Origin of the sequence: Mycolicibacterium sphagni (assembly GCF_002250655.1) — a bacterium.
GTDB classification, from domain to species: domain Bacteria; phylum Actinomycetota; class Actinomycetes; order Mycobacteriales; family Mycobacteriaceae; genus Mycobacterium; species Mycobacterium sphagni.
The window spans coordinates 21387-46997 of sequence record NZ_NOZR01000037.1; the positions used below are offsets into that span (position 1 = coordinate 21387).

The 25611-nt window shown below is 65.7% G+C and carries 21 protein-coding genes; 13 read left to right on the top strand and 8 right to left on the bottom strand.

All coding sequences use genetic code 11. From position 1 onward, the window contains the following. Nucleotides 1-28 precede the first annotated feature (28 nt). The 4 genes from CG716_RS27645 (at nucleotide 29) to mshC (ending at nucleotide 3626) form a co-directional block, all read left to right on the top strand. The gene (locus CG716_RS27645; RefSeq protein ID WP_094484338.1) at nucleotides 29-613 is read left to right on the top strand and encodes an Rv2134c family protein; all 585 of its coding nucleotides are present in this window, start codon (nucleotides 29-31) and stop codon (nucleotides 611-613) included. Continuing rightward, on the top strand, nucleotides 610-1428 hold the full coding sequence (locus tag CG716_RS27650; RefSeq protein ID WP_094484339.1) for an Rv2133c family protein: 819 nt from the start codon (nucleotides 610-612) through the stop codon (nucleotides 1426-1428). The genes CG716_RS27645 and CG716_RS27650 overlap by 4 nt, the downstream gene beginning before the upstream one ends. 57 nt (nucleotides 1429-1485) lie before the next feature. Beyond that, nucleotides 1486-2277: a 3'(2'),5'-bisphosphate nucleotidase CysQ gene (locus tag CG716_RS27655; RefSeq protein WP_094484340.1), complete on the top strand. Its 792-nt coding sequence runs from the start codon at nucleotides 1486-1488 to the stop codon at nucleotides 2275-2277. Nucleotides 2278-2387: 110 nt separating this feature from the next. Next, entirely contained in the window at nucleotides 2388-3626 is a 1239-nt protein-coding gene (gene mshC, locus CG716_RS27660; protein ID WP_094484341.1) for a cysteine--1-D-myo-inosityl 2-amino-2-deoxy-alpha-D-glucopyranoside ligase, read from the top strand. Between the two features lie 3 nt (nucleotides 3627-3629). Here mshC and CG716_RS27665 read toward each other — a convergent pair whose 3' ends face one another. The 3 genes from CG716_RS27665 to CG716_RS27675 all read right to left on the bottom strand — a co-directional run bounded on the left by CG716_RS27665 (nucleotide 3630) and on the right by CG716_RS27675 (nucleotide 6941). Further along, nucleotides 3630-4730: an acyl-CoA dehydrogenase family protein gene (locus CG716_RS27665; RefSeq protein WP_094484342.1), complete on the bottom strand. Its 1101-nt coding sequence runs from the start codon at nucleotides 4728-4730 to the stop codon at nucleotides 3630-3632. Nucleotides 4731-4754: 24 nt separating this feature from the next. Beyond that, the gene (locus tag CG716_RS27670) at nucleotides 4755-5930 is read right to left on the bottom strand and encodes an acyl-CoA dehydrogenase family protein (RefSeq protein WP_094484343.1); all 1176 of its coding nucleotides are present in this window, start codon (nucleotides 5928-5930) and stop codon (nucleotides 4755-4757) included. A 120-nt stretch (nucleotides 5931-6050) separates the two neighbouring features. Further along, nucleotides 6051-6941, bottom strand: a complete 891-nt coding sequence (locus CG716_RS27675; RefSeq protein WP_094484344.1) for a PAC2 family protein — start codon at nucleotides 6939-6941, stop codon at nucleotides 6051-6053. 303 nt (nucleotides 6942-7244) lie between these two features. On the opposite strand from CG716_RS27675, the gene metH reads away from it, so the two are divergent. Then, a complete protein-coding gene (metH, locus tag CG716_RS27680; protein ID WP_094484345.1) occupies nucleotides 7245-11024 on the top strand; it encodes a methionine synthase in 3780 nt (1259 codons plus the stop codon). Nucleotides 11025-11040: 16 nt separating this feature from the next. Here the strand turns inward: metH and CG716_RS27685 are convergent, their stop codons facing one another. From CG716_RS27685 to gnd, 3 genes are read right to left on the bottom strand one after another with little or no spacing between them, the layout of a single operon-like run. After that, complete coding sequence (locus tag CG716_RS27685) at nucleotides 11041-13704, bottom strand: MGH1-like glycoside hydrolase domain-containing protein (RefSeq protein ID WP_094484357.1); 2664 nt, start codon at nucleotides 13702-13704, stop codon at nucleotides 11041-11043. After that, nucleotides 13701-15095, bottom strand: coding sequence for a glucose-6-phosphate dehydrogenase (zwf, locus tag CG716_RS27690; RefSeq protein ID WP_094484356.1), 1395 nt, complete (start codon nucleotides 15093-15095; stop codon nucleotides 13701-13703). Before zwf ends, CG716_RS27685 begins: the two co-directional genes overlap by 4 nt. Before the next feature lie 5 nt (nucleotides 15096-15100). Further along, nucleotides 15101-16114, bottom strand: a complete 1014-nt coding sequence (gene gnd / locus CG716_RS27695) for a phosphogluconate dehydrogenase (NAD(+)-dependent, decarboxylating) (RefSeq protein WP_207760801.1) — start codon at nucleotides 16112-16114, stop codon at nucleotides 15101-15103. Between the two features lie 108 nt (nucleotides 16115-16222). Between gnd and CG716_RS27700 the strand changes: the two genes are divergently transcribed. Beyond that, on the top strand, nucleotides 16223-16906 hold the full coding sequence (locus CG716_RS27700) for an HAD family hydrolase (protein WP_094484347.1): 684 nt from the start codon (nucleotides 16223-16225) through the stop codon (nucleotides 16904-16906). 87 nt (nucleotides 16907-16993) lie between these two features. Then, nucleotides 16994-18460 carry a sugar porter family MFS transporter gene (locus tag CG716_RS27705; protein ID WP_094484348.1) on the top strand — a complete coding sequence of 489 codons (1467 nt, stop codon included), beginning with the start codon at nucleotides 16994-16996 and terminating at the stop codon, nucleotides 18458-18460. Here CG716_RS27705 and CG716_RS27710 read toward each other — a convergent pair. Then, complete coding sequence (locus CG716_RS27710; RefSeq protein WP_234818070.1) at nucleotides 18457-19044, bottom strand: YgdI/YgdR family lipoprotein; 588 nt, start codon at nucleotides 19042-19044, stop codon at nucleotides 18457-18459. The two genes, CG716_RS27705 and CG716_RS27710, sit on opposite strands and share 4 nt — an antisense overlap. Before the next feature lie 65 nt (nucleotides 19045-19109). Between CG716_RS27710 and CG716_RS27715 the strand changes: the two genes are divergently transcribed. The 6 genes from CG716_RS27715 (at nucleotide 19110) to CG716_RS27740 (ending at nucleotide 24369) form a co-directional block, all read left to right on the top strand. Next, a complete protein-coding gene (locus tag CG716_RS27715; RefSeq protein ID WP_094484350.1) occupies nucleotides 19110-19391 on the top strand; it encodes a phosphoribosyl-ATP diphosphatase in 282 nt (93 codons plus the stop codon). 9 nt (nucleotides 19392-19400) lie between these two features. Further along, nucleotides 19401-20255: an ATP phosphoribosyltransferase gene (hisG, locus tag CG716_RS27720; RefSeq protein WP_094484358.1), complete on the top strand. Its 855-nt coding sequence runs from the start codon at nucleotides 19401-19403 to the stop codon at nucleotides 20253-20255. A 66-nt stretch (nucleotides 20256-20321) separates the two neighbouring features. After that, nucleotides 20322-20822: a DUF4126 family protein gene (locus tag CG716_RS27725; protein WP_094484351.1), complete on the top strand. Its 501-nt coding sequence runs from the start codon at nucleotides 20322-20324 to the stop codon at nucleotides 20820-20822. 38 nt (nucleotides 20823-20860) lie between these two features. Further along, complete coding sequence (locus tag CG716_RS27730; RefSeq protein WP_094484359.1) at nucleotides 20861-22225, top strand: FAD-containing oxidoreductase; 1365 nt, start codon at nucleotides 20861-20863, stop codon at nucleotides 22223-22225. Nucleotides 22226-22537: 312 nt separating this feature from the next. After that, nucleotides 22538-23191, top strand: a complete 654-nt coding sequence (locus CG716_RS27735) for a response regulator (RefSeq protein WP_094484352.1) — start codon at nucleotides 22538-22540, stop codon at nucleotides 23189-23191. Then, complete coding sequence (locus CG716_RS27740) at nucleotides 23188-24369, top strand: sensor histidine kinase (RefSeq protein WP_094484353.1); 1182 nt, start codon at nucleotides 23188-23190, stop codon at nucleotides 24367-24369. Before CG716_RS27735 ends, CG716_RS27740 begins: the two co-directional genes overlap by 4 nt. Before the next feature lie 87 nt (nucleotides 24370-24456). On the opposite strand, the gene CG716_RS27745 is transcribed toward CG716_RS27740, so the two are convergent. Then, a complete protein-coding gene (locus CG716_RS27745; protein ID WP_133067036.1) occupies nucleotides 24457-25422 on the bottom strand; it encodes a hypothetical protein in 966 nt (321 codons plus the stop codon). Between the last annotated feature and the right edge of the window lie 189 nt (nucleotides 25423-25611).

Genomic DNA, 25611 nt, shown 5'->3' on the forward strand with positions numbered 1-25611 from the left:
CTCCTTATGCCGGTATTTTGGAAATAACATGGCCCGCGCAATTCACGTCTTCCGCACACCCGACCGATTCGTCGCCGGGACTGTCGGGCAGCCCGGAAACCGCACCTTCTACCTGCAGGCGGTGCACGACGCCCGGGTCATTTCCGTCATCCTGGAAAAACAGCAGGTTGCGGTGCTGGCCGAGCGCATCGCTGCCCTGCTCGTCGAGATCAACCGCCGGTTCGGCACGCCGCTGCCGCCGGAGACCGACATCGACGACCTCAGCCCGCTCATCACTCCGGTGGATGCCGAGTTCCGGGTCGGCACGATGGGGCTGGGCTGGGATTCGGAGGCGCAGACCGTCGTCGTCGAACTGCTGGCCGTCTCCGACACCGAATTCGATGCGTCCGTGGTGCTCGACGATGCCGAGGAAGGTCCCGACGCGGTCCGGGTTTTCCTGACCCCCGAGTCGGCCCGCCAGTTCGCGTCCCGGTCCCATCGCGTGATCTCCGCCGGCCGTCCGCCATGCCCGCTCTGCGACGAGCCGCTCGATCCCGAGGGGCACATCTGCGTGCGTACCAACGGATATCGACGTGGCGCACTCGGCGGAGTCGATGACGATCTGGACTCGTGACGGGCACCGACGAGGCGGCGGCCCGGGAGGCGTTGCGCTGCGGTGAGCTCACGATCCTGGGACGGATCCGCTCGGCCAGCAACGCCACCTTCCTCTGCGAGGCGAACTGGTCCGACCAGGTCGTGCATTGCGTGTACAAGCCGGTCGCCGGTGAGCAGCCGCTGTGGGATTTCCCCGACGGCACATTGGCGGGCCGGGAGTTGGGCGCCTATTTGGTGTCGGCCGCACTGGGCTGGAACATTGTGCCGCACACTATCATTCGCGACGGGCCAGCCGGCCCGGGGATGCTGCAGCTGTGGGTCGACCAACCCGGCGACAGTGACGACGGCGAACCTGAAGGACCTGATCTGGTAGACCTGTGCCCGGCCGGATCGGTTCCGCCGGGCTATCTTTCGGTGCTGCACGCCTACGACTACGCCGGTAATGATGTCACGCTGGTACACGCCGACGACGCACGGCTGCGCCGGATGGCGGTCTTCGACGTGATCGTCAACAACGCCGACCGCAAGGGTGGGCACATCCTGACCGGGGTGGACAACCGGGTCTATGGTGTCGACCACGGCGTCTCGTTGCACGTCCAGGACAAGCTGCGCACGGTGCTGTGGGGTTGGGCGGGAAAGCCCGTCGACGACGAGACGCTGCAGTCGGTTTCCGCCCTGGGTGACCAGCTGGCCGGCCCGCTGGGCGAACAGCTGCGCGAGCACATCACCCCCGCGGAGGTCGCCGCGTTGCGCAGGCGCATCCGTTCGCTGTTGGCCGAGCCGGTGATGCCCGGGCCCGACCGGCACCGGCCGATTCCCTGGCCGGCCTTCTGACGCCTCGTGCCGCGGGGCGACCTGCGGCGCCGATCATGATTCGGCGATACTGGCCTGATGACGATGACCGACGCGGCGCTGGCCGCCGACCTCGCCGAGGAGGCGGGCCGGCTCCTGCTGTCGGTGCGTGAGGAGATCGGCTTCGACTTTCCGCCCGCGCTGGGCGACGCCGGTGACGTGCGGGCCAACGCCCTGATCCTGCGCCGCCTGCGCGCTGAGCGGCCCGGTGACGCGGTGCTTTCGGAAGAGGCGTACGACGACCTCAAGCGGCTCAACGCCGACCGCGTATGGATCATCGACCCCCTGGACGGGACCCGCGAGTTCTCGCTGCCGCGACGGGCCGACTGGGCGGTCCATGTGGCGCTGTGGCAGCGCAACGGAGCCGCCGGGCCGGCCACATCGGATGGCGCCGGACCGGACGGCAGCATCACCGACGCCGCGGTCGCACTGCCGGCCACCGGCGAGGTTTTTCGGTCGGACACGGTGACCGCGCCGCCACCGGCACCCTCCGGGCCGATCCGGATCACGGCGAGTTCCAACCGTCCGCCCGCGGTCCTGTGGCGGCTGCGCGATCGCCTCGACATCGAGTTTCTCCGGATCGGGTCGGCCGGCGCCAAGGCGATGGCGGTGGTGCGCGGCGACGCCGACGCCTATATTCACGCCGGCGGCCAGTGGGAGTGGGACTCGGCCGCACCGGCCGGCGTGGTGCAGGCTGCCGGCCTGCATGCCACCCGGATCGACGGGTCGCCGCTGCGCTACAACCAGCCCGATCCGTACCTGCCGGATCTGCTGATGTGCCGCTCGGAGGTGGCCGACCTCCTGCTCGACGCTATGTGGCTGGCCAGTTGACGGCAGGTGAGGGAATCAATCCGTCCGCTTCGTTGTCACTGTGTGGCGAGAAGGCCGGTCCACTCACCACCCGGAGAGCAGTGAACAGCGAACCCCTTAGAGTCGACGCCATGCAGTCGTGGCCGGCCGTCGATATCCCGCAGCTGCCGGGCCGTGGGCCGGCGCTGCGCCTTTTCGACAGCGCCGATCGCCAGGTCCGCCCGACCGCGCCGGGGGAGACCGCGACGATGTACGTCTGCGGCATCACCCCCTACGACGCCACCCACCTCGGTCACGCCGCCACCTACTTGGCGTTCGACCTCGTCCACCGGGTGTGGCTCGACGGCGGCCACAGCGTGCATTACGTGCAGAACATCACCGACGTCGACGACCCGCTGTTCGAACGGGCCAACCGCGACGGCATCGACTGGCGCGAGCTCGGTGCGCGGGAAACCCAGCTGTTCCGTGAGGACATGACCGCATTGCGGGTATTGCCACCGCGTGACTACGTCGCCGCTACCGACACGATTGGCGAGGTCATCGAGCTGGTCGAGAAGATGCTGGCCTCCGGCGCGGCCTACGCGGTCGACGACGCCGAATACCCCGACATCTACTACCGTGCCGACGCCACCACCCAGTTCGGTTACGAGTCCGGCTACGACCGCGACACGATGATGCGGCTGTTCGCCGAGCGCGGCGGCGACCCGGACCGTTCCGGTAAGGCCGATCCACTCGACGCGCTGCTGTGGCGGGCGGCCCGTCCTGACGAGCCCAGCTGGCCCGCGCCGTTCGGTGCGGGCAGGCCGGGCTGGCATGTGGAGTGTGCAGCGATTGCGTTGAACCGCATCGGTTTCGGGTTCGACGTCCAGGGCGGCGGCAGTGACCTGGTGTTCCCGCACCACGAGTTCTCGGCCGCGCACGCCGAATGTGTCACGGGGGAGCGCAGGTTCGCGCGCCACTACGTGCACGCGGGGATGATCGGCTGGGATGGCCACAAGATGTCTAAGAGCCGCGGCAACCTGGTGTTGGTGTCCCGGTTGCGGGAGCAGGGCGTGGACCCGGCGGCCATCCGGCTCGGCTTGCTGGCCGGGCACTATCGCAGCGACCGGTACTGGAGCGACGCAGTGCTTGAGGAGGCAAACGCGCGGTTGCATCGCTGGCGCTCGGCCGCCGCACTGCCCGCAGGCCCGGACGCGGCAGACGTCGTGGGGCGGTTGCGCCAGTATCTGGCCGACGACCTCGACACCCCCAAAGCGCTTGCTGCCGTTGACGGCTGGGTCACCGACGCGCTGGAGTACGGCGGTCACCACGCCGCCGCGCCGACCGCAGTGGCAGCGGCGGTCGACGCGCTGCTGGGTGTGCCGCTCTAACGCTTAGAGCGTGACCACGCCGTAACTGCCCACCTGAGCACTCAGGAAGCGCAGCTGGTCGGTCGCCGAGCCGAGGGTCTGGTCGATCGCGGTCAGCCGCGCGGCGTAGTGGGCCACCGGGTATTCCGCCGTCACGCCAATGCCGCCGTGCATTTGGATCGACTCCTGGGCGATGTGGCGTCCCGACCGTCCACTCTGCAGCTTGGCCCGGGCCGCGACCACGGGATCGAGCCGACCGTCGCTGACGCACATGGCCGCGTAGTAGTTCATGCTGCGGGCCAGTTCCAGCGAGACGTACATGTCCGCCGCGCGCTGGGTGAGCGTCTGGAATGTCTTGAGCGGCACACCGAACTGCTTGCGGGCGTTCAGGTACTCCGTCGTCAGCCGCAGCGATTCGTCCATGGCGCCAACGGCTTCGGCGCACAGTGCGGACGAATACCGGATGAGCGCGGCGTGAATGCGGTCGCTGACATCGCCGTCGCCGAGCTGTTGGGCCGGGGCGTCGTCGAAGTCGATCTCCGCGCCGCGGAGTCCGTCGAAGGTGCGGTACGGGCGGCGGGTAGTCGCCGCGGCGTCGACGAGGAAGGTGCCGATCCCGCCGTCGGGGAGGCTGGCGGTGACAATGATGACGTCGGCGCTACCACCGGCCAGCACGGGGTTCTTGCGGCCGGTGATGCTCCAAGAGTCGCCGGTTTTGCTTGCGCGGGTGGACAACTCGTCGAGGCCGCGCAGGCCCTTCTCGGTGTGGGCCAGTGCGAGCAGCTTCTCACCTGCGGCGACGTCGTCGAGCAGCGCCCGTTGTTCGTCATTGCCGAGTTCGGCGATCAGGCTGCCGGGGATCAGCGCGGCGGTCGCGACCGGTTCAGGTGCCAGCCGGCGACCGATCTCGGTCATCACGACCATGATCTCGATCTGGCCGGACTCCTCGGGGTCGAATCCCAGTCCGAGAATGCCGATTTCGGCCAGCTGGCGCCACACGTCGCGGCTCCAGCCAAGCTCGGAGTCGACGATCTTGTTGCGGCTCTCGGTGTCGTACGTGCGCGAGAACACCTCGCGAGCGGTGTCGCGCAGGAGTTGCTGTTCGTCGGTCAGGTCAAAGTTCATGGCCGGCCCTCTCCGGAATAGATGTCACAGTCCCAGGATCGTCGAGGAGATGATGGTGCGCTGGACCTCGTTGCTTCCGCCGTAGATCGAGGTCTTGCGGTAGTTCAGGTATTTCGGCGCGGCGTGTTGAGCCCACTGCGGCGATTCGATATCGGCGCCGCCGTCGAACGGCAGGGCATCCGGTCCGGCTACCTCCACCGCGAGTTCGGTGATGGCCTGCTGCAGTTGGCTGCCGCGCAGCTTGAGAATGGATGACGCGGGATTCGGCTTGCCGGTGGCCTCGTCACCGCTGACCCGCAGCTGCGTGAGTTCCAGTGCCAGCAGCTCGTTTTCGATCTCGGCGACCTTGGCCGCGAACAGCGGGTCCTCGAGCAGGCTGCCCGCCCCGACCTTGGTCTGTGCGGCGTTCTCCTTGACGTCGGCGAGCCACAGCTTGGTGGTGCCGACGCGTGCGATGCCGGTGCGCTCGTTAGACAGCAGGAACTTCGCGTACGTCCAGCCCTGGTTCTCTTCACCGACAAGCTGGTTGACGGGCACGCGAACGTCTTCGAAGAAGACCTCGTTGACCTCGTAGCTGCCGTCGATCAGCTTGATCGGCCGGATCGTGATGCCCGGGGTGGACATCTCGACCAGGATGAACGAGATGCCGGCCTGCTTCTTCGGCGCGTCGGGATTGGTGCGCGCAAGCACGAAGATCCAGTCGGCGTACTGGCCCAGCGTTGTCCAGGTCTTCTGCCCGTTGATGACGTACTCGTCGCCGTCGCGAATCGCCACGGTGCGCAGTGAGGCGAGGTCAGAGCCGGCTTCCGGTTCGGAAAAGCCCTGGCACCACCAGATGTCGAGGTTGGCGGTCGGGGGCAGGAAGCGCTCCTTGATCTCCTGCGATCCGAAGTGGGCGATCACCGGCCCGACCATGCTGGCGTTGAAGGCCAGCGGCTCGGGAACGCACGCCATGCGCATCTCGTCGGCCCAGATCTGCCGCTGCAGCGGGGTCCAGTCCTTGCCGCCCCATTCGACGGGCCAGTTCGGCACACCCAGGCCGGCCTTGTTCAGGATCCGCTGGGTCGTGATCGCGTCGTCCGGGAAGTTCAGGGTGTCGGTGCGCGCCCGCTCGCGGATGTCGGCGGGGACTTCGGTGGTGAAGAACTCGCGCAACTCGTCGCGGAACGACGCGTCTTCGTCGCTTAATGCCAGTCTCACGAGGCCAACCTCGATTCGTTGTTACTCGGCGGTATCTCAGTGCACGTTAGCGCAGCCCTACCAACCGGTCGGCAGGACCACCCTTAGACCGGCGATTCGCGACTGTGGCCGGCCCCGTGATCAGCCCCGGAAGCCGGGACCGCGCCTGCGCAGATACCGCTCGAATTCGGCGGCCAGCGCGTCGCCGTCCACCTTGGACAGTGCCTCGTTCATGTCCACGTCGGCGTCACCGCGCTGCTCGAGGGAGGCCACGTACTCGGCGATCTCCTCGTCCTCGGCGGTCATCTCGGTCACCGCCTGCTCCCACTCCTCGGCCTGGACGGGCAAGTCGGCCAGCGGCACCTCGATGTCGAGGACATCTTCGACGCGGCGCAGCAGCGCCACGGTGGCCTTCGGATTGGGCGGCTGCGACACGTAGTGGGGAACGGCGGCCCAGAACGTCACCGCCGGGATGCCCGCCGCCACGCAGGCGTCCTGGAACACGCCGGCGATACCCGTCGGGCCCTCGTACCGGGTTTCCTCGAGGCCGAAGAACTTGGCCGACTCGGGGGAGTAGGCCGCACCCGACACCGGCACCGGCCTGGTGTGCGGCGTGTCGGCCAGCAGCGCCCCGAGGATCACGACGGTGTCCACGTTCAGCTTGTCGGCGATCGCCAGCAGCTCGGCGCAGAACGTGCGCCACCGCATGTTGGGCTCCACCCCGTGCATCAGCACGATGTCGCGGTCCGAGCCGGGCGGTCGGCAGTGTGAAATCCGCATCGAAGGCCACACCAGTTCGCGCGTCACGCCATCCACTTGCCGGATCACCGGACGATTCACCTGGTAGTCGTAGTAGGCCTCGTCGTCGATCTCGATGAGCGTATCGGCTTCCCAGATGGCATCCAGGTGCTCCAGCGCGTCGCTGGCGGCGTCTCCGGCGTCGTTCCACCCCTCGAAGGCCGCGACAATGATGGTGTTCTGCAGTTCGGGCAGGTCCGGGCCTTTCGCGCCGCTGAAGTTCGACGGGGTCACGAGTTCAGCGTAAGGGTTGATCGGCCGCGATGAGCCTTCTCAGACCGACTGCTCGGGCGTGGTGACTGGTGCTGACGATCACGGCCAAGGCGCCGACGGCGAAATACGTTCGGCTGCAAACTGGTTAACCTGGATAACTATGGCGATGCCGACACGATGGGCGACCCCAATCGGATCGAGCTGAGCTGGGCGTCCAGCCGCCGGGCGACGACGTAGACTTTTCACCGTCGAGAGGCGTTGCAACGGTTCTCCGGTCCATGCCGGTGACCGCCACGCTCGGCAGAGTCAAGGACGCCTTCCGTAATGGAAGGAGCGTACGTGGACGCGACCACGGCGAGCGAAGCGACGGGAAATCGCTTTGAACCGCACATCCGCCCAGACTGCACCGACGAACTCACCTCCGCGCTGCGCCAGCGGATCATGGTCATCGACGGCGCGATGGGCACGGCCATCCAGCGCGACCGCCCGGACGAGGCCGGCTACCGCGGCGAGCGGTTCATCGAGTGGCCCACCGCGCTGCAGGGCAACAACGACCTTCTCACCCTCACGCAGCCGCAGATCATCGAGGAGATCCACCGCGAGTACCTGGAGGCGGGCGCGGACATCCTGGAGACCAACACGTTCAACGCGAACGCGGTCTCGCTGTCCGACTACGACATGCACGAGCTGGCCTACGAGCTGAACTACGCCGGCGCCGCCCTGGCCCGTAAGGCCGCCGACGAGTTCAGCACGCCGGAGAAGCCCCGCTACGTCGCGGGCGCTATCGGCCCGACGACGCGCACCGCGTCGATCTCGCCCGACGTCAACGACCCCGGCGCCCGCAACGTCTCCTACGACCAGCTGGTCGCCGCCTACCTGGAGGCCGCCAACGGCCTGGTCGACGGCGGCGCCGACCTCCTCATCATCGAGACGATCTTCGACTCGCTGAACGCCAAGGCGGCGGTGTTCGCCGTCGAGACGCTGTTCGAGGAGCGCGGACGGCGCTGGCCGCTCATCATCTCCGGCACCATCACCGACGCGTCCGGGCGCACGTTGTCCGGCCAGGTCACCGAGGCGTTCTGGAACGCGATCAGGCACGCCAGGCCGATCGCGGTGGGCCTCAACTGCGCCCTGGGCGCACCGGAGATGAGGCCCTACATCGCCGAGGTGTCGCGGATCGCGGACACGTTCGTCTCCTGCTACCCGAACGCGGGTCTGCCCAACGCCTTTGGCGAGTACGACGAATCCCCCGAGCGTCAGGCCGGCTATATCGCCGAATTCGCCGAGGCTGGCCTGGTCAATCTGGTCGGTGGTTGCTGCGGAACAGCGCCGCCGCACATCGCCGAGATCGCCAAGGTCGTCGAAGGCTTGGCGCCGAGGGACGTGCCGCACATTTCGGTGGCCACCCGACTCTCGGGCCTGGAGCCGCTCAACATCACCGACGACTCCCTGTTCGTGAACATCGGTGAGCGCACCAACATCACCGGCTCCGCCCGGTTCCGCAACCTGATCAAGGCCGAGGACTACGACACCGCGCTGTCGGTTGCCCTGCAGCAGGTCGAGGTCGGCGCGCAGGTCATCGACATCAACATGGACGAAGGCATGATCGACGGCGTCGCCGCGATGGACCGGTTCACCAAGCTGATCGCGTCCGAGCCGGACATCAGCCGGGTGCCGGTGATGATCGACTCCTCCAAGTGGGAGGTCATCGAGGCGGGCCTGAAGAACGTGCAGGGCAAGCCGATCGTCAACTCGATCTCCATGAAAGAGGGCGAGGAGAAGTTCGTCCGCGAGGCACGGCTGTGCCGCAAGTACGGTGCCGCCGTCGTCGTGATGGCCTTCGACGAACAGGGTCAGGCCGATAACCTGGAGCGCCGCAAGGAGATCTGCGGGCGCGCCTACCGAATCCTGACCGAAGAGGTCGGCTTTCCTGCCGAGGACATCATCTTCGACCCGAACTGCTTTGCGCTGGCGACCGGTATCGAAGAACACGCGACCTACGGCATCGACTTCATCGAGGCCTGCGCCTGGATCAAGGAGAACCTCCCCGGGGTGCACATCTCCGGCGGCATCTCGAACGTGTCGTTCTCGTTCCGCGGCAACAACCCCGTCCGCGAGGCCATCCACGCGGTGTTCCTGTTCCACGCCATCAAGGCCGGCCTAGACATGGGCATCGTCAACGCCGGCGCGCTGGTGCCGTATGACTCGATCGACCCCGAGCTGCGGGATCGGATCGAGGACGTCGTACTCAACCGTCGCGAGGATGCGGCCGAACGGCTACTGGAGATCGCGGAACGGTTCAACAAGACGGAGCAGACCGAGGACAAGGCGGCCGCCGAGTGGCGATCCCTGCCGGTTCGCGAGCGGATCACGCACGCGCTGGTCAAGGGCATCGACGCCCACGTCGACGACGACACCGAGGAACTGCGGGCCGAGATCGAGGGTGCAGGTGGTCGCCCGATCGAGGTGATCGAGGGTCCGCTGATGGACGGCATGAACGTCGTCGGTGACCTCTTCGGCTCGGGCAAGATGTTCCTGCCTCAGGTGGTGAAGTCGGCCCGGGTGATGAAGAAGGCCGTGGCCTACCTGCTGCCGTTCATCGAGGCGGAGAAAGAGCAGTCCGGTGCGGCTGCGAGCAAGGACACCAACGGCACGATCATCATGGCGACCGTGAAGGGCGATGTGCACGACATCGGCAAGAACATCGTCGGGGTTGTGTTGCAGTGCAACAACTACGAAGTGATCGACCTCGGCGTGATGGTGCCGGCCGACAAGATCCTGGCTGCGGCCAAGGAGCACGACGCCGACATCATCGGACTGTCCGGGCTGATCACACCGTCGCTGGACGAGATGGTCAATTTCGCTGTCGAGATGGAGCGCCAGGGTCTCGAGATCCCGCTGCTGATCGGTGGCGCGACCACCTCGCGCGCCCACACGGCCGTGAAGGTGGCCCCGCGCCGGTCCGGTCCGGTGGTCTGGGTCAAGGATGCGTCCCGCTCGGTTCCAGTGGCCGCCGCACTGCTCGACGACAAGCAGCGCCCAGCACTGCTGGAGGCCACCGAGAAGGATTACGCATCCCTTCGCGAACGGCATGCCCAGAAGAACGAGCGGCCGATGCTGACGCTGGAGAAGGCCCGCGCGAACCGGACGCCGATCGAGTGGGACGGCTACACGCCGCCAGTGCCCGCGCAGGGGGTTGGCGTGCGGAAGTTCGAGGACTACGACCTCGCCGAGCTCCGCGAGTTCATCGACTGGCAGCCATTTTTCAACGCCTGGGAGATGAAGGGCCGCTTCCCCGACATCCTCAACAACCCGGTCTCCGGTGAGACCGCGCGCAAGCTGTACGACGACGCCCAGGAGATGCTCGACACCCTGATCAAGGAGAAGTGGCTGACCGCCAACGGTGTGATCGGCTTCTTCCCGGCGAACGTGGTCGGCGATGATATCGAGGTCTACACCGACGAGGGCCGTACCGAGGTGCTGGCCACGTTGCGCAACCTGCGCCAGCAGGGCGAGCACCGCGACGGCATCCCGAACCGGAGCCTGGGCGACTTCATTGCGCCCAAGGAAACCGGCCTGGCTGACTACGTTGGCGCGTTCGCCGTCACCGCGGGCCTCGGGGTTGGCGAGAGGATCGCCGAGTTCAAGAAGGCTAACGACGACTACAGCGCGATCTTGCTGGAGTCGCTCGCCGACCGGCTGGCAGAGGCGTTCGCTGAACGGATGCACCAGCGGGTCCGCAAGGAGTTCTGGGGATATCAGCCCGACGAGCAGCTGGACAACACTGCGCTCATCGACGAGAAGTACGTGGGTATTCGTCCTGCCCCCGGCTATCCAGCCTGCCCGGAGCACACCGAGAAGGCGACGCTGTGGGAGTTGATGGACGTCCGAGAACAGACCGGTATCGAGCTGACCGAGTCGATGGCGATGTGGCCTGGTGCCGCTGTCAGCGGCTGGTATTTCTCACACCCGCAGTCGCAGTACTTCGTGGTCGGCCGGCTGGCCCAGGACCAGGTCGCCGACTACGCCAAGCGCAAGGGCTGGACTCTGCAGGAGGCCGAACGCTGGCTCGCCCCCAATCTTGGTTACAACCCCGAAGATTAGCCCTACGCCCGCCCGGCTACACCCGCCCGGCCCTGAAGTACAGGTTCCCCCGGAACTGCAGCAGCAGGGCGACGGTTGCCGTCCACCCGGTCTGGTGACTGGCGCCGAGCCCGCGGCCGGTGTCGCCGTCGAAGTACTCGTGGAAGGGAACCAGATCGCGCCAGTGCGGATCGGTCTGGAAATACTCGTTGTCGCCGAACACCGCCCGCCGGCCGGTCTCGTCGCGGACCAGGAGGCCGGTGAGTTGGCGGGCCAACCGGTCGGCCACCACCTGTAGCGACACCTGATCGGCCGACCCTGCCGGATCGGGAACGCGGTAGTCCTCGCCGAGGAATCGCGCGTAGGAGTTGAGTGCTTGGACCAGAAGGAAATTGGTCGGCAGCCACACTGGCCCGCGCCAGTTGGAGTTTCCGCCGAACATCCGGCTGCGTGATTCCGCAGGCTGATAGTCGACGACGTAATCCTTACCGTCGGCGTGGTAGGTGTACGGGTGGTCGCGGTGATATCGCGACAGCGATCGGATTCCGTTGGGGGAGAGGAACTGTTCGGGGTCCAGGAGCCGCTGCAGGATTTTCGTGAGCCGGTCCTGGTGGACGACGCCGATCATGAGATGCGAACCGTCACCGCCCGACATCACCAACTGGACATCGTCCTCGGTGTGCTCGTAGGTCTGTGCCAGCGCTTCCAGGCAGTCCTCGATGGTCGTTGTCACGTCAGTCGCGCTGGTGGGAATGGCGATCGCTGCGAACAGCGGAACGACCGCCTGCATGGAGAACACTTCCAGCGATCTGCTTGTGCCGTCCGGCATCTCGATGACGTCGTGATAGAAGTTCGTGCCCTCGTTCCAGAAGCTGACCCGATAGGTGCCCTTCTCCAGCGCGTTGGCCACCAGCCAGGCATCCCACACCCACCGGCTGAACATGTCGGTGTAGCTCGGATCCTGGTGGGACAGTTCGATCGCCATCTCCAGCAGATGGAAGATCAGCGCCGCCATCCACGCGGTGCCGTCGACTTCGGCGAGTTCACCACCGATGGGCAGCGGCTCGTCCCGGTCGAACACCCCGATGTTGTCCATGCCGAGGAACCCACCCCCGAACACGCCCCGATTGGTGTCGTCCTTCTGGTTGAGCCACCACATGGCGTTGAGGGTCGCCGACCGGTACGCGGTGGCCAGGAAATCCCAGTCACCGACGCCGCTGCGAAGTTGGTCGAGTTGGTAGATCTGCCAGGCTGCCCAGGCGTGCACAGGTGGGTTGGTATCGCCGAATTTCCATTCGTACGCCGGGATCTGGCCGTGTGGATGCTGTGCGGTGGAATCGTGCAGCACGAGCACCTGCGCCTTGGCGAACTCGGGATCGATGAGCGCCATGGCAAGGCAGTGGAACGCCAGGTCCCAGGCGGCGAACCAGGGGTACTCCCACGCGTCGGGCATCAGGATCACATCACTGACGGCGAAGTGCTGCCAGTCTCGGTTGCGGCCGGCCCAGCGTTCGCGCGGTGGAGTCGGTTGTTTCGGATCGCCTTTGAGCCAGCGCCGCACCGCATAGTTGTAGAACTGTTTGCACCACAACAGCCCGGCGAAGGCCTGGCGTTGCACGAGCCGTTCGTCGTCGCTCAAATCTGCCGTCGCGACGTCGAGGTAGAATTCGTCGGCCTCGCGTTGGCGTTCTGCCAGCACCGCATCGGCGCGGCCCGGTGTGGGATCTGCATCCGTGGCGGCGAAATGCACGGTAATGGTGTAGGTTTCGCCGGATTGCAGGGTCGTTGACACGTGGGCGGCCACCTTGCTGCCCTCGGCGGCGGCGACAGCGTCGGAGATCCCGTGGACGACGTAGTCGTTGATGGCGTCCTTGGTGGTGGGTGATGCGTTGGCCGAGGCGAACAGCAGGCGATTGTTGGTCTCGTTCTCGCAGAACAACAATCGAGGACTATCTTCGCCCGACGTGGTGACCGTGAACCACCGCTGACCGAGCTTCGGGTGCCAGGTGCTCGCCGCGCCGTCACCGCAGGCGGTGATCCGCGGCCGTTCCTGGTCCGGGTCCCACGACCAGGTGTTGCGATACCAGAGCTGAGGCAGCACGTGGATCGGTGCGGCCTCAGGCCCTCGGTTGATCACCGTGATCCGGCAGTAGACGTCCTCCGGGCCGTCCTTGGCGTAGGTCACATCGACGTCGAAATACCTTTGCTCCAGCCATTGTTCGCGCAATGCGTCAAACAACTCGTACTCGTCGTCCTGGGGTCCGCGTTGCTGGTTGGTGTGCAGCAGATCCTCATAGGGGAATGAAGCCTGCGGGTACTTGTAGACCATCGACGCATAGGCGTGGGTGGGCAGATTATCGGTATAGAACCAGTAGTCCTTGACGTCCTCGCCGTGGTTGCCCTCCTCGTTCGCCAGCCCGTAGGGCCGCTCCTTCAGGACGGGATCGCGCCCGTTCCACAGTGCGATGCCCAGACAGATGGTCTGCTCGTCGTCGCACCAGCCCGCCAGGCCGTCCTCACTCCACCGGTACGCCCGGCTGTGGGCGTGGTCGAACGGGAAGTACGCCCAGGCATCGCCGTCGGCGCTGTAGTCCTCTCGCACGGTGCCCCAGGCACGCTCGCTCAGGTAGGTTCCCCAGCGTCGCCACGGCGACAGGCCGGAGTTGGCCTCGTCGAGGCGTGTCTGCTCGGCTGTGCTCACTGGCGCGCGGGGAGCCAGGGCTGCCGCCAGGCCGGGTGTCCGGCGACCAGTGCGTCGGCCCCCGACGGTCCCCACGAGCCCGGCTGGTAGATCTCGACCTGCGGCGGAGATTCCAGCAGCGGCTGCACAATCCGCCAGGTCTCTTCGACAGCGTCCTCGCGGATGAACTGGCTGGAGTCGCCGTGCATGGCATCCCCGAGAAGGCGCTCATAGGGTTCGGGTGCGTCGGCCATTTCGTCGGCGAATACCAGACAGAGATTGACAGCGCGGGTGGCGTCGTCGCCGCTTTCCTTGGCCTGCAACACCAGATCGACGCCGGCATCGGGGTCGATCCGGAAGATCAGCTGGTTGGGCTCTTTAGCCGGCGGCAGGAACGGCAGCGGCGGCGGCCGCTTGAAGATCACCCGAATCTCGGTGGCCCGCACCGGAAGAGCCTTGCCTGCTCTGATGAAGAAAGGCACACCTGACCAGCGCCAGTTGTCGATGTGCAACTTCAGCGCCGCGTAGGTCTCGGTTGTAGAACCGGGCGCGACACCGTCGACGTCCAGGTAGCCGGCGTACTGGCCGCGCACGTAGTGGCTGGGGTCGGCGGGACGGATGCTCTTGAACAGTTCGACCCGCTTGTCCCGGAACCCGTCTGGGCCGCCGCTGGACGGTTCGGCCGCGATCAGTCCGATCAGTTGCAGGAGGTGATTCTGCACGACGTCGCGCAACGCGCCAACCGGGTCGTAGAAGCGGCCGCGGTCCGCCACGTCGAAGTTTTCGGCCATCGTGATCTGCACGGCCTCGATCCGGTCGCGATTCCACAGTGGCTCGATGATCGAGTTGGAGAACCGGATGTAGCGGATGTCCATCGCCGGCTCTTTGCCCAGGAAGTGGTCGATGCGGTAGATCTGCCACTCCTGCAGGTGGGCGCTCAACTGATCGTTGAGCTCCTTGGCCGACGAAAGGTCATGCCCGAACGGCTTTTCCACCACGACCCGGGCGTTGGCGGTAAGGCCGGCGCCTGCAAGGCCATCCACCACCCGGCCGAAAAGAAACGGCGGAACCTCCAGGTAGAAAACCGGATTCGTGCGTCCGCTGATGGCTGCGGCCACCTTGCCGTAGGTCGCCGGGTCAGCGAAATCACCGGACACCATCGACAGTCGGGCCGCGAAACGCCCGAAGACAGCATCGTCCACCGGCTCGCCGGTGGCCTCGATGGCGGCCCTGGCATGCTCCCGCAGCGTGTCGGCGGACCAATCGTCGAGCGCGACGCCGACGATCGGGCAGTCAAGCAGTCCGCGCCGCTCCAGGCGGTACAGCGAGCGGAAGGTCATCTTCCTCGCCAGGTCTCCGGTGATGCCGAAGACCACCAGGACATCTGCGGCGGTGCCTTTTTGAGTGCTCACCGGCGTCACTTCTTCTCCGCGTGGCCGCCGAACTCGCTGCGCATCGCCGAACATATCTGGTCGGTGAACTCGCCGAGCTCGCGCGACTGGAAGCGCTCGTAAAGCGCGGTGGTGATGACCGGGGCCGGGACGCCTTCGTCCACGGCGGCGAGCACCGTCCACCGCCCTTCGCCGGAATCGGACACCCGCCCGGAGAACTGTTCGAGTTCAGGGGAGGCGGCGAACGCGTCCGCGATGAGATCCACCAGCCAGGATCCCACCACCGATCCGCGGCGCCACACCTCGGCGACCTCGCCGACGTTGATGTCGTACTGATAGGCCCACGGGTCGCGCAGCGGGGTGGTCTCGGCGTCGACCACTCGATCGACCTTGCCGGCGTTGGCATGTTTGATGATGCTGAGCCCTTCGGCGATGGCCGCCATCATCCCGTACTCGACACCGTTGTGAACCATCTTCACGAAGTGCCCGGCGCCGTTGGGTCCGCAGTGCAGGTAGCCCTCGGGTGCGGTGCCACCAGCGTTTGCCGGCCGGCTTGGGGTGGGGTCGGCGGTGCCGATCCCCGGCGCGATGGTCTTGAAGATCGGGTCGAGGCGGGTGACGACCTCGGTCTCGCCGCCGATCATCAGGCAGTAGCCGCGGTCCAGCCCCCACACGCCGCCACTCGTGCCGCAATCGACATAGTGCAGGCCTTTCTCGGCAAGTTTCTGTGCACGGGTGATGTCGTCGCGGTAGTACGAGTTGCCACCGTCGATCAGCGTGTCCCCGGACGCCAGCAGCGGGACGAGGGCATCGAGGGTCGAGTCGACGATCGCGGCGGGCAGCATCAGCCAGATGGCACGCGGGGCGTCGAGCTTGCCGACAAACTCTTCGAGGGTGGCCGAGCCGGTGGCCCCTTCGGTTTCCAATTCGCTGACCGCGGCGGCGTTCACGTCGTAGACGACGCACTTGTGTCCGTCCCGCATCAACCGTCGAACGAGGTTCGCCCCCATTCGGCCCAAGCCGATCATGCCGAGCTGCATCGGTGTCGCAGTGACCACGTTGTCTCCCCTTGTGTTGTGCTCGTCACCCTAGTGCAGCAAACTGGCACTGATTCGAAGTCAGCGCATATTGCGTGGCACAATCGTGCGGTGCGAGCGGTCTTGTGGGACATGGACGGCACCCTCGTCGACTCCGAAAAGCTCTGGGACGTCGCGATCAACGAGCTATATGCCCGACACGGTCGCGTGCTGGCACCCGAGGTCCGCGACGCTACGGTGGGCGGCTCGGCCGAAGGTGTGATCCGCATCGTGTTCGACGATCTGGGTCTGGACCCGGACCCGCAGCGGATGGCCGAGGTCGCCGACTGGATGCACGATTACGTCGGCGAATTGTTCACCACCGGGTTGCCGTGGTGCTCCGGGGCTCGGGAACTGCTCGATGCGCTGTCGGCCGCCGACGTCCCGATGGCGTTGGTGACGAACACTCGCCGGGAACTGACCGAGAATGCACTGAATAGCATTGGCAGGGAATACTTTTCGGTCACCGTGTGCGGTGACGAGGTACCGGACGGCAAGCCCGCACCCGACGTCTACCTACGCGCCGCGCAGTTGCTCGGCGTCGATGCGGGTGCTTGCCTGGCGATCGAGGACTCGGTCACCGGTGCCGCTGCCGCCGAAGCCGCAGGCTGTCCGGTATTGGTGGTGCCCAACGAGGTCGAGGTGCCCAGCAGCCCGCGCCGGCGCCATGTCTCGTCGCTTACCGATCTGGGTGTCGCGCAGCTGCGGCACATCCACGCAGAACTGCAGCTCGGACTTGGCGAGCGTTCGGCCTAAACCGCTGCCCGATTACGCCCTGCCGCGGCGCTGACTGTGCAATCGTAGTCGCCAACAGATTTCGCAGCGCTGCGGAAAGGACGCGTCATGGCCGGCCAAGGCCCATCCAGCGACACCCCGTCGGCATTCGACGACGAGGACTATTCATCGGGCGGCACGGCCGTCCGAATCGCCTCCGTGGCAGCACTCGGCGGCTTGCTCTTCGGCTACGACAGCGCCGTCATCAACGGTGCGGTCGACTCGATCCAGTCGGACTTCGGCATCGGCGACGCCGAACTCGGTTTCGCCGTCGCCTCGGCGTTGCTGGGCGCCGCGGCCGGTGCCATGTCCGCCGGCCGGATCGCCGACCGGATCGGCCGCATCTCGGTCATGAAGATCGCCGCGGTGTTCTTCTTCGTCAGCGCGATCGGTACGGCCCTGGCGCCCAATGTGACAACGGTCGTCATCTTCCGAATCGTCGGCGGTATCGGCGTCGGCATCGCATCGGTCATCGCGCCGGCTTATATCGCTGAGACCTCCCCGCCGCGCATCCGTGGCCGGCTGGGGTCGTTGCAGCAGTTGGCGATCGTGTCCGGCATCTTCCTGTCGTTCGTGATCAACTGGGTCCTGCAGCACATCGCCGGCGGGCCGAACAAAGAGCTGTGGCTCGGACTTGAGGCCTGGCGCTGGATGTTCCTGGCGATGGCCCTACCCGCAATCCTCTACGGCACTCTGGCGTTCACGATTCCCGAGTCGCCGCGGTATCTGGTTGCCACACACAAGATTCCGGAAGCTCGTCGGGTGCTGACCATGCTGCTGGGCGAGAAGAACCTCGAGATCACCATCAGCCGGATCCAGCAGACACTGGAGCGGGAGGACAAGCCGTCCTGGCGGGACCTACGCAAGCCGACCGGTGGTCTCTACGGCATCGTGTGGGTCGGTCTGGGCCTGTCGATCTTCCAGCAGTTCGTCGGCATCAACGTGATCTTCTACTACTCCAACGTGCTCTGGCAGGCCGTCGGGTTCGACGCCGACCAGTCCGCCATCTACACCGTGATCACCTCCGTGGTGAACGTGGCGACCACCCTGATCGCGATCGCGCTGATCGACAAGATCGGCCGTAAGCCGTTGCTGCTGATCGGTTCATCAGGGATGGCGGTCACGCTGATCACCATGGCGATCATCTTCGCCAACGCCACCCTGGTCGACGGCAAGCCGAACCTGCCCGGTGCCTCCGGGGTCATCGCCTTGATCGCCGCCAACCTGTTCGTGGTCGCGTTCGGCATGTCCTGGGGCCCGGTGGTGTGGGTGTTACTGGGCGAGATGTTCCCCAACCGCATCCGGGCCGCTGCGCTCGGCCTTGCGGCGGCGGGGCAGTGGGCGGCCAACTGGGCGATCACCGTGACGTTCCCGGGCCTGCGTGAGCACCTGGGTCTCGCATACGGGTTCTATGGGCTGTGCGCCATCCTCTCGGGACTGTTCGTGTGGAAGTGGGTCATGGAGACCAAGGGTGTCGCCCTGGAGGACATGCATGCCGAACTGCTGCACGAGGACAAGCAGGCACACGCCGGCTAGGGCACGTCGGTGTACTGCCAGCTGACGCCGGCATTGGAGAACGTGAAGCCGCTACCGGTCTGCTCGCTGAGGCAGGAGATACCCGCTTCCTGCTGAACGTTGCACCGGAATCCGGCGGCCGCGAGGATCTTGTTGAACGGCAAGGTGTTCGCCGTGCCCGCCGGCTGCTTGAACTGATCGGCCGGCACCGAGGCGAATTGGGGGTCGCCCTGCGTGCGCACAAGGATCGCGTTGGGGGCCACGCTCTGCCCGGTGTCGTCGGTCACGGTCTGCGGCGCACCGGCGATGCCGATGCGTCCGGTTCCCGCGCTGGATTGGCAGCCGGCCCAGGTGCGGGGCACGATCACGCAGCGCCAGCTGCCGCTCGGGCTGGTGAAATAGTAGGCCGAGTGGGCCTCGTCGGTCCTGGTGTAGAAATCGAACGCATTGACCAGTTTGTCGTTGCTGGGTCGTGTTGAAGCCGTTGCAGCTGGCGGTGGAGCTGTTTGCTGACCGGTGTCGTTGGTGGTGACGATCGGGCTGGCGCAGCCCGACAGTGCCACGGCCGCGGCACCCACGGCGGTCATTGCCAGGGATGCTCGCACGAGACGCCAGCCTAGTCCTCGATGCGAGGGTGACCGGAAACCGCCGTGACGGCGCATCAGCCCGCATGGAACAATCGCAGGCCGTGAAGACCTTCGAGGAGCTGTTCGCCGAACTAGGGGAGCGCGCGCGCACCCGACCAGCGGGCAGCGCCACTGTCGCTGCTCTGGATGGCGGTGTGCATGCCCTCGGCAAGAAGATCCTCGAAGAGGCCGGCGAAGTGTGGCTGGCCGCCGAGCATGAACCCGACGAGGCGCTGGCAGAGGAGATCAGCCAGCTGCTGTACTGGACTCAGGTGTTGATGGTCGCCCGTGGCCTGACTCTCGACGACATCTACCGGAAGCTGTAGGTGGCTGCCATGTTGCGCGTTGCCGTCCCCAACAAGGGGGCTCTGTCCGAATCCGCCGCCGAGATCCTCTCGGAGGCCGGTTACCGACGGCGCACCGACCCCAAAGACCTCACTGTCATCGATCCGGCCAACGGTGTTGAGTTCTTCTTCCTCCGCCCCAAGGACATCGCGATCTATGTCGGCTCCGGCCAGCTCGACTTCGGCATCACCGGCCGCGATCTGGCCGCCGAATCCGACGCTCCGGTGGACGAACGACTGGCGCTCGGCTTCGGATCCTCCACGTTCCGCTATGCCGCGCCGGCCGGACGGGATTGGACCGTCGCGGATCTGGCGGGCAAACGGATCGCCACCGCATACCCGAATTTGGTCCGGAAAGACTTGGCGAGCAAGGGAATCGAGGCGACCGTCATCCGGCTGGACGGTGCCGTCGAGATCTCGGTGCAGTTGGGTGTGGCCGACGCGATCGCCGACGTCGTCGGTTCGGGGCGGACGTTGAGGCTGCACGACCTGGTGGCTTTCGGTGACTCGCTGTGTGATTCGGAAGCGGTGCTGATCGAGCGGGCCGGTAACGGCGACGATCCCAACCGCGCCGCGCGCGACCAGTTGGCGGCGCGCGTTCAAGGTGTCGTGTTCGGTCAGCAGTACCTGATGCTCGACTACGACTGCCCGCGCTCGGTGCTTGATCGCGCCACCGAGATCACTCCGGGCCTCGAGTCGCCGACCATCGCGCCGCTGGCCGACCCGGACTGGGTGGCGGTGCGCGCGCTGGTGCCGCGCCGCACGGTCAACGCGATCATGGACGAACTTGCGGCCATCGGGGCCAAGGCGATTCTGGCGTCCGACATCAGGTTCTGCCGCTTCTGATTCGTTCCGCAGCGGGTCGTCGGCGGTGTTAGCGTCCACTACGACACCGTCGGTCGGAGGGCTGCAATGAACTACGTGCTTCTCGCTCTGCTGTTCGCGCTGCTGATTGGCATCATTGCGGGTTTGCGAGCGATGACACCCTTGGCCGTCCTGGCTTGGGGTGCGATGCTCGGCTGGATCAACCTCGCTGATGCCCCGCACGGCGCCTGGTCGTCGTGGCTGGGCAACACCATCGCGGTTGTCGTGCTGAGCATTCTGGCGGTCGGCGAACTCATCACGGATCAACTGCCCAAGACTCCGAGTCGCAAGGTGCCGGCCCAGTTCGGGGCACGGCTCGTGATTGGCGCACTGGCCGGCGCAGTGATCGGCACGCCGTTCGGCCACATCTTCAGCGCCATCGGCGCGGGCATGATCGGCGCGGTCCTCGGAACGATGGGCGGGGCGCAGGTTCGCGGCGCGCTCGCCGCGAAGTTCGGCAAGGATTTGCCGGCCGCACTGATCGAGGATGCGGTCGCGATCATCGGCGGGTTCGTCGTCGTCTATCTCGCCGGCGCGAGCCTGACGTGACGGCGCCGATGGGCAGGAGCGGAGCGATCCGCGAATCGATGAAGTACGACGCGATCATTGTCGGCGCGGGACAGGCCGGTCCGCCGCTGGCCGGCAGGTTGACGGCCGCAGGCCAGACCGTCGCGGTGATCGAACGCAAGCTTGTCGGCGGTACGTGCGTGAACTCCGGTTGTATCCCCACCAAGACCCTCGTGGCCAGCGCCCACACCGCGCATACCGCCCGCCGCGGCGCCGAGTACGGAGTTTCCACCGGTGAGATCTCCGTCGATATGTCAAAAGTCAAGGCGCGCAAGGATGGTATCGTCCTAGGCGACCGCGGCGGCGTTGAGTCGTGGATTGAGGGGATGCCCGGCTGTACGCTGATCCGCGGGCACGCCCGCTTCTCGGATCCGCACACCATTCGCGTCGGAGACGATGTCCTGCAGGCCGACCGGATCTTTCTCAACGTCGGCGGCCGCGCGGTGGCGCCGAATCTGCCGGGGCTGGCCGACATCGACTACCTGACCAATGTCGGCATCCTCGAACTCGACACCCTGCCCGAGCATCTCGTGATCGTCGGCGGCAGCTACATCGGACTGGAGTTCGCCCAGATGTATCGCCGGTTCGGTGCCCGCGTCACCGTGCTCGAGCGGGGGCCGCGGCTGACCCCACGGGAGGACGAAGATGTCTCCGCGGCCATCGAGGACATCCTCACCGCCGAGGGCATCACCGTTGTCACTGGCGCCAACGGGTTGCGATTCCAGAAGCGGGACAACGGTTTCGACGTTACCCCGTCGGATGGTGCCCAGCCCATCACCGGCTCACATCTACTGATTGCGGTGGGCCGGCGACCCAATACCGACGACCTCGATCTCGAGCGGGCCGGTGTCGAGGTCGACGGTCGCGGCTACATCGTCGTCGACGACCAGCTGCGTACCAGCGTCGAGCACATCTGGGCGATGGGGGACTGCAACGGTAAGGGCGCCTTCACTCACACCTCGTACAACGATTTCGAGATCGTGGCGGCCAACCTGCTCGACGACGACCCCCGCCGGGTCAGTGACCGAGTGCCCGCCTACGCCCTCTACATCGACCCGCCGCTGGGCCGCGCCGGGATGACCGTCGAGCAGGTCCGCGCTTCGGGCCGGCGGGCGCTGGTCGGCAAGCGGCCCATGACCAAGGTCGGCCGGGCAGTGGAAAAGGGTGAGACACAAGGCTTCATGCAGATCGTCGTCGACGCTGACACCGAAAAGATCCTCGGTGCGGCCATCCTGGGGGTGGGTGGCGACGAGGTTATCCATTCGATCCTCGACATCATGTCGGCCAAGCAGCCGTACACGGCCATATCGCGCACCATGCACATCCACCCAACTGTCAGCGAGCTGGTGCCGACAATGCTGCAGGAGATGACGCCGCTTACGTGATGGTTACAGGTGTATCCCCATGGATCCATCGCTGCGCCAATGCCGTTGGCGGAAGCAGGACTAGCCAGTCGGCTGCCGTGAATGGCCAATTGGGGGATTGCATTCAGCGGCGGCGTTGATCGCAGACCTTGGTCGGCCGGGCCTGTCCAGATCCTGCGTCTGAGCGACTATCCTCATAGCCGCAGTCGTCCGTTGGCTTGGTTTCGGTCATCCGCTGTCACCGACGGCTTCCGGTGGATGCGATACCGACGGGCCCAACGGAACGCGGTCGAGGTAGGGCCTCTCCCGTCGTCGCAGGTAAGGAGGAGCTCAGTGCCAAGAGTGGTTATCGTTGACGACGAGGCTCTGATTCGCTCAGGTTTCGAGCTGATCCTTTCCAACGCGGAGGGCATCGACGTGGTGGCAACCACTGACGGCATCCACGCTGTCGAAGTCATCACCGAGCACGAGCCTGACGTAGTCCTCCTGGACATCCGGATGCCTGGGAAGGATGGGTTAGCCGTCCTTGCTGCGGTGCAACAGCTCCCGTCGCCGCCGGCCGTTGCGATGCTGACGACCTTCGACGCCGACGAGTACGTCGCCGCCTCCCTCCGATCCGGTGCGGCCGGGTTCCTGCTCAAGGACACCGATCCAAGTTCGCTACCAGACATGGTGCGTACGCTGGCCGCGGGAGGTTTGGTGTTGTCGGGCGCCATCAGCCCGAAGGTGATTTCTGGTTACCTCGATGATCACGTCGACTCAGCGTCGGTGGCTGCGATCAAGACGTTGACTCAGCGCGAGACCGCTGTCTTGCGGTTGCTGGCGAAAGGGCTGTCCAACGGTGAAATCGCAACCACTGTGTATTCAAGCGTAAGCACGGTCAAAGACCAAGTTAGTTCTATTCTGTCAAAGCTCGCGGTCAAATCGCGCGTCGAAGCGGCAATCATCGCTCAGCGCGCGGGCGTTCTCGAGGATCCGGGGTCGTGAGTATTCGCCGATTCGCGTTCTCTCGCAGCGTCGTTATCGACGCGCTGCTCATCGCGATGGCGGCGATCGAGGCTACTGAGGCGATCGGGTTCAGCAGGAGCCGACCCCTGGCAGTCGCGACCGCCGTAATTGCTTCGTGTGCATTGCCGTTTCGCCGGCGCGCGCCCTATTGGGTGTTCTTTGCGACAGTACCGTTGCTCGCGGTGACGTTGGCCTCCATCGCCTCGCTGATTGCCCTCTATACCGTTGCCGAACGCCGGCCGGCCCGCTACCCACTTGCTGCTTGCACCCTGATCGTGTTCGTCGACTCGGCGAGGAGCCTTTGGCAGGAGGGCTACCCGGTTTCGGGTTCGCTCCTCGATCTGGTCTACGCAACGTTGTTTGCTGGTGCACCCGTGTTGATGGGCCTTCTCATGCGCGCCCGTACCGAATTGGCCGCGAAGCTTATTGAGGTTCAGCACATGCGCGGATCCCAACAGCAATTGCTTCTGGACAAAGAGTTGGCGCGTGCGCGCACCGAGCTGGCGCGCGAGATGCATGACGTTGTGTCCCATCAGGTGAGCCTTATCGCGGTGCAGGCCGGTGCTTTACAGGTGACCGCTCGCGACGATGCGGTGGTTGAGATCGCTCGCACCATTCGGACACTGAGTGCCCGGACGCTGGACGAGCTTCGTCAAATGGTTGCGCTCTTGCGAGCCTCGGGCAGCCGGTCGCCGGATCTGACCCCGCAGCCGGGGATCGAGGACATCTCGGCTTTGGTCGCAGCGTCCGGAATCGACACGACAGTGCACACGTCCTGCACGACCGCTGAGGAGGTGTCGGCGACAGTGCAGCGCGCTGTCTACCGCACTATTCAGGAGGGCCTGACCAACATTCACCGACACGCACCGGGAGCGCGGGCATGGTTGAGCTTGCAGATAGACCAGGGCGGGGTGCGTCTTTCACTGGTCAATTCACCGCCGCGGCATTCTCCAGACCCAATGCCCAGTGATCAGAACGGTTTACGAGGCCTTCGCGAGCGTGCGGAGCTGCTGGGCGGATCCATCGCCACGCGCCAGATGGCCAGCGGGGGTTACGAACTCGTTCTACTGTTGCCGCTGCACAACTATTCTCCTCGCGCGCCAGAGGATATGTCTCATTCTGTGGGCCCGCCAACACCTGTCAGCGAGATGCCCTAGTTCGTCCCGATTCGTCTTTGGCGACGTTGCAGCGGCGAAGTCGGTCGAGCGCATGCCGACTCGATTCCCCGAACAAATAGCGAACGTCTACTTTCCGGTGTGCCCGCTCTCACGGCCGGCTTGGCCGGCACTCGAATGGGATCGGGTCGGCGCCATGCCGGCCGCCTTTTCGGTTGTGGCTCCCACGCGACTGCCGGTGGCTGCGCTGTCGGGGAGTGCCTTCGCATCAGTCAGATCGCCCGCGCGGGAAGTTCCGACAATCGCTGTTGACGAACTGTGGGCGCGGCCAGCCGTCGCGCCAGGCCTGGCATTCGCCGCATCAGTGGAACCGGTCGAATCCTTTGACAATCGTGGCAGCTGGCCGGTGTTCTTGACCACCGTCGGCGCCGATATGGTCGTCAGAGCAGCGGCAATCGGTATCTTCCCGCGAATTGCCGTGATGGTGAGCACGTAGTCGCCGATCGTGTGAGTCAGTCCCTCCACGCGCGCAGCGACACCTGACAGCGCATTGATCAGGTCGCTCACCTCAGCAAGGGAGTTGAGCGCCGCCGACAGGTTCGTGGCGATCTGACCGGACAAGCCGAGTGACGGAAAAAGCGGCAGGGCGATCGCGAAGAGTGCCTCGCCCAGAGCGTTGTCGAGCGTATCGCCCGCCTCAGCCGGGCTTCCGGCATCGACGCGCACAGAGGCCGTGTTGGACGAGTGTGGCAAGGAGGTGGCCAGGTCGGCGCCCGGCCCCTCGCCCGCGCGTTTGACCGCCGTTTCGTTGCTGCTGCGGTTGCCAGCCCCCGTGGTCAGCGCCTGCCGTCCGACGGGTGGCGGATCAACGAGGTGCACCTGGCCAAGGAGGCCAGCGTCCATCGCCGCATTTGTGAAGAAATCGACCCAAGAGGCGATGCGCTCCGGGGGCTTGTGCCCAGCAGCAAGCGTGACGTTTGCCGTCGAAACGTCAGTCGGAACTCCAATTCGCGACAGCGGGGAAGCGGCCGAGCCGACAGGATGAATAGGGGCCAACGCGACCGTGCCGGCTCCTAGCAACGCAACCCCGGTCACTACCTTTGACCGCAAGCCAACGTCCATGTTCACTCCCCGTCAGGTCATGCACTGAGATGTGGCTAAACGTACATGAGTAGAAGCTGAGAATTGCCGCCATCAATCGATAGTGGGGTCTGCTGCACGAATAGGTGACATCTGAGTTGGCTTGCCCCGTGGGGGCGGGCTGAGAGGATGTCAGTATGCCCA

Excerpts from the sequence above, each read along its gene's own strand:
- CG716_RS27705 (WP_094484348.1), top strand. The coding sequence starts at position 16,994 with ATGGCCGGCCAAGGCCCATCCAGCGACACCCCGTCGGCATTCGACGAC.
- gnd (WP_207760801.1), bottom strand. The coding sequence starts at position 16,114 with ATGCAGCTCGGCATGATCGGCTTGGGCCGAATGGGGGCGAACCTCGTT.
- metH (WP_094484345.1), top strand. The coding sequence starts at position 7,245 with ATGGAAGGAGCGTACGTGGACGCGACCACGGCGAGCGAAGCGACGGGA.
- CG716_RS27715 (WP_094484350.1), top strand. The coding sequence starts at position 19,110 with ATGGAACAATCGCAGGCCGTGAAGACCTTCGAGGAGCTGTTCGCCGAA.
- CG716_RS27730 (WP_094484359.1), top strand. The coding sequence starts at position 20,861 with ATGAAGTACGACGCGATCATTGTCGGCGCGGGACAGGCCGGTCCGCCG.
- CG716_RS27655 (WP_094484340.1), top strand. The coding sequence starts at position 1,486 with ATGACGATGACCGACGCGGCGCTGGCCGCCGACCTCGCCGAGGAGGCG.
- CG716_RS27665 (WP_094484342.1), bottom strand. The coding sequence starts at position 4,730 with ATGAACTTTGACCTGACCGACGAACAGCAACTCCTGCGCGACACCGCT.
- mshC (WP_094484341.1), top strand. The coding sequence starts at position 2,388 with ATGCAGTCGTGGCCGGCCGTCGATATCCCGCAGCTGCCGGGCCGTGGG.
- CG716_RS27645 (WP_094484338.1), top strand. The coding sequence starts at position 29 with ATGGCCCGCGCAATTCACGTCTTCCGCACACCCGACCGATTCGTCGCC.
- CG716_RS27725 (WP_094484351.1), top strand. The coding sequence starts at position 20,322 with ATGAACTACGTGCTTCTCGCTCTGCTGTTCGCGCTGCTGATTGGCATC.
- hisG (WP_094484358.1), top strand. The coding sequence starts at position 19,401 with ATGTTGCGCGTTGCCGTCCCCAACAAGGGGGCTCTGTCCGAATCCGCC.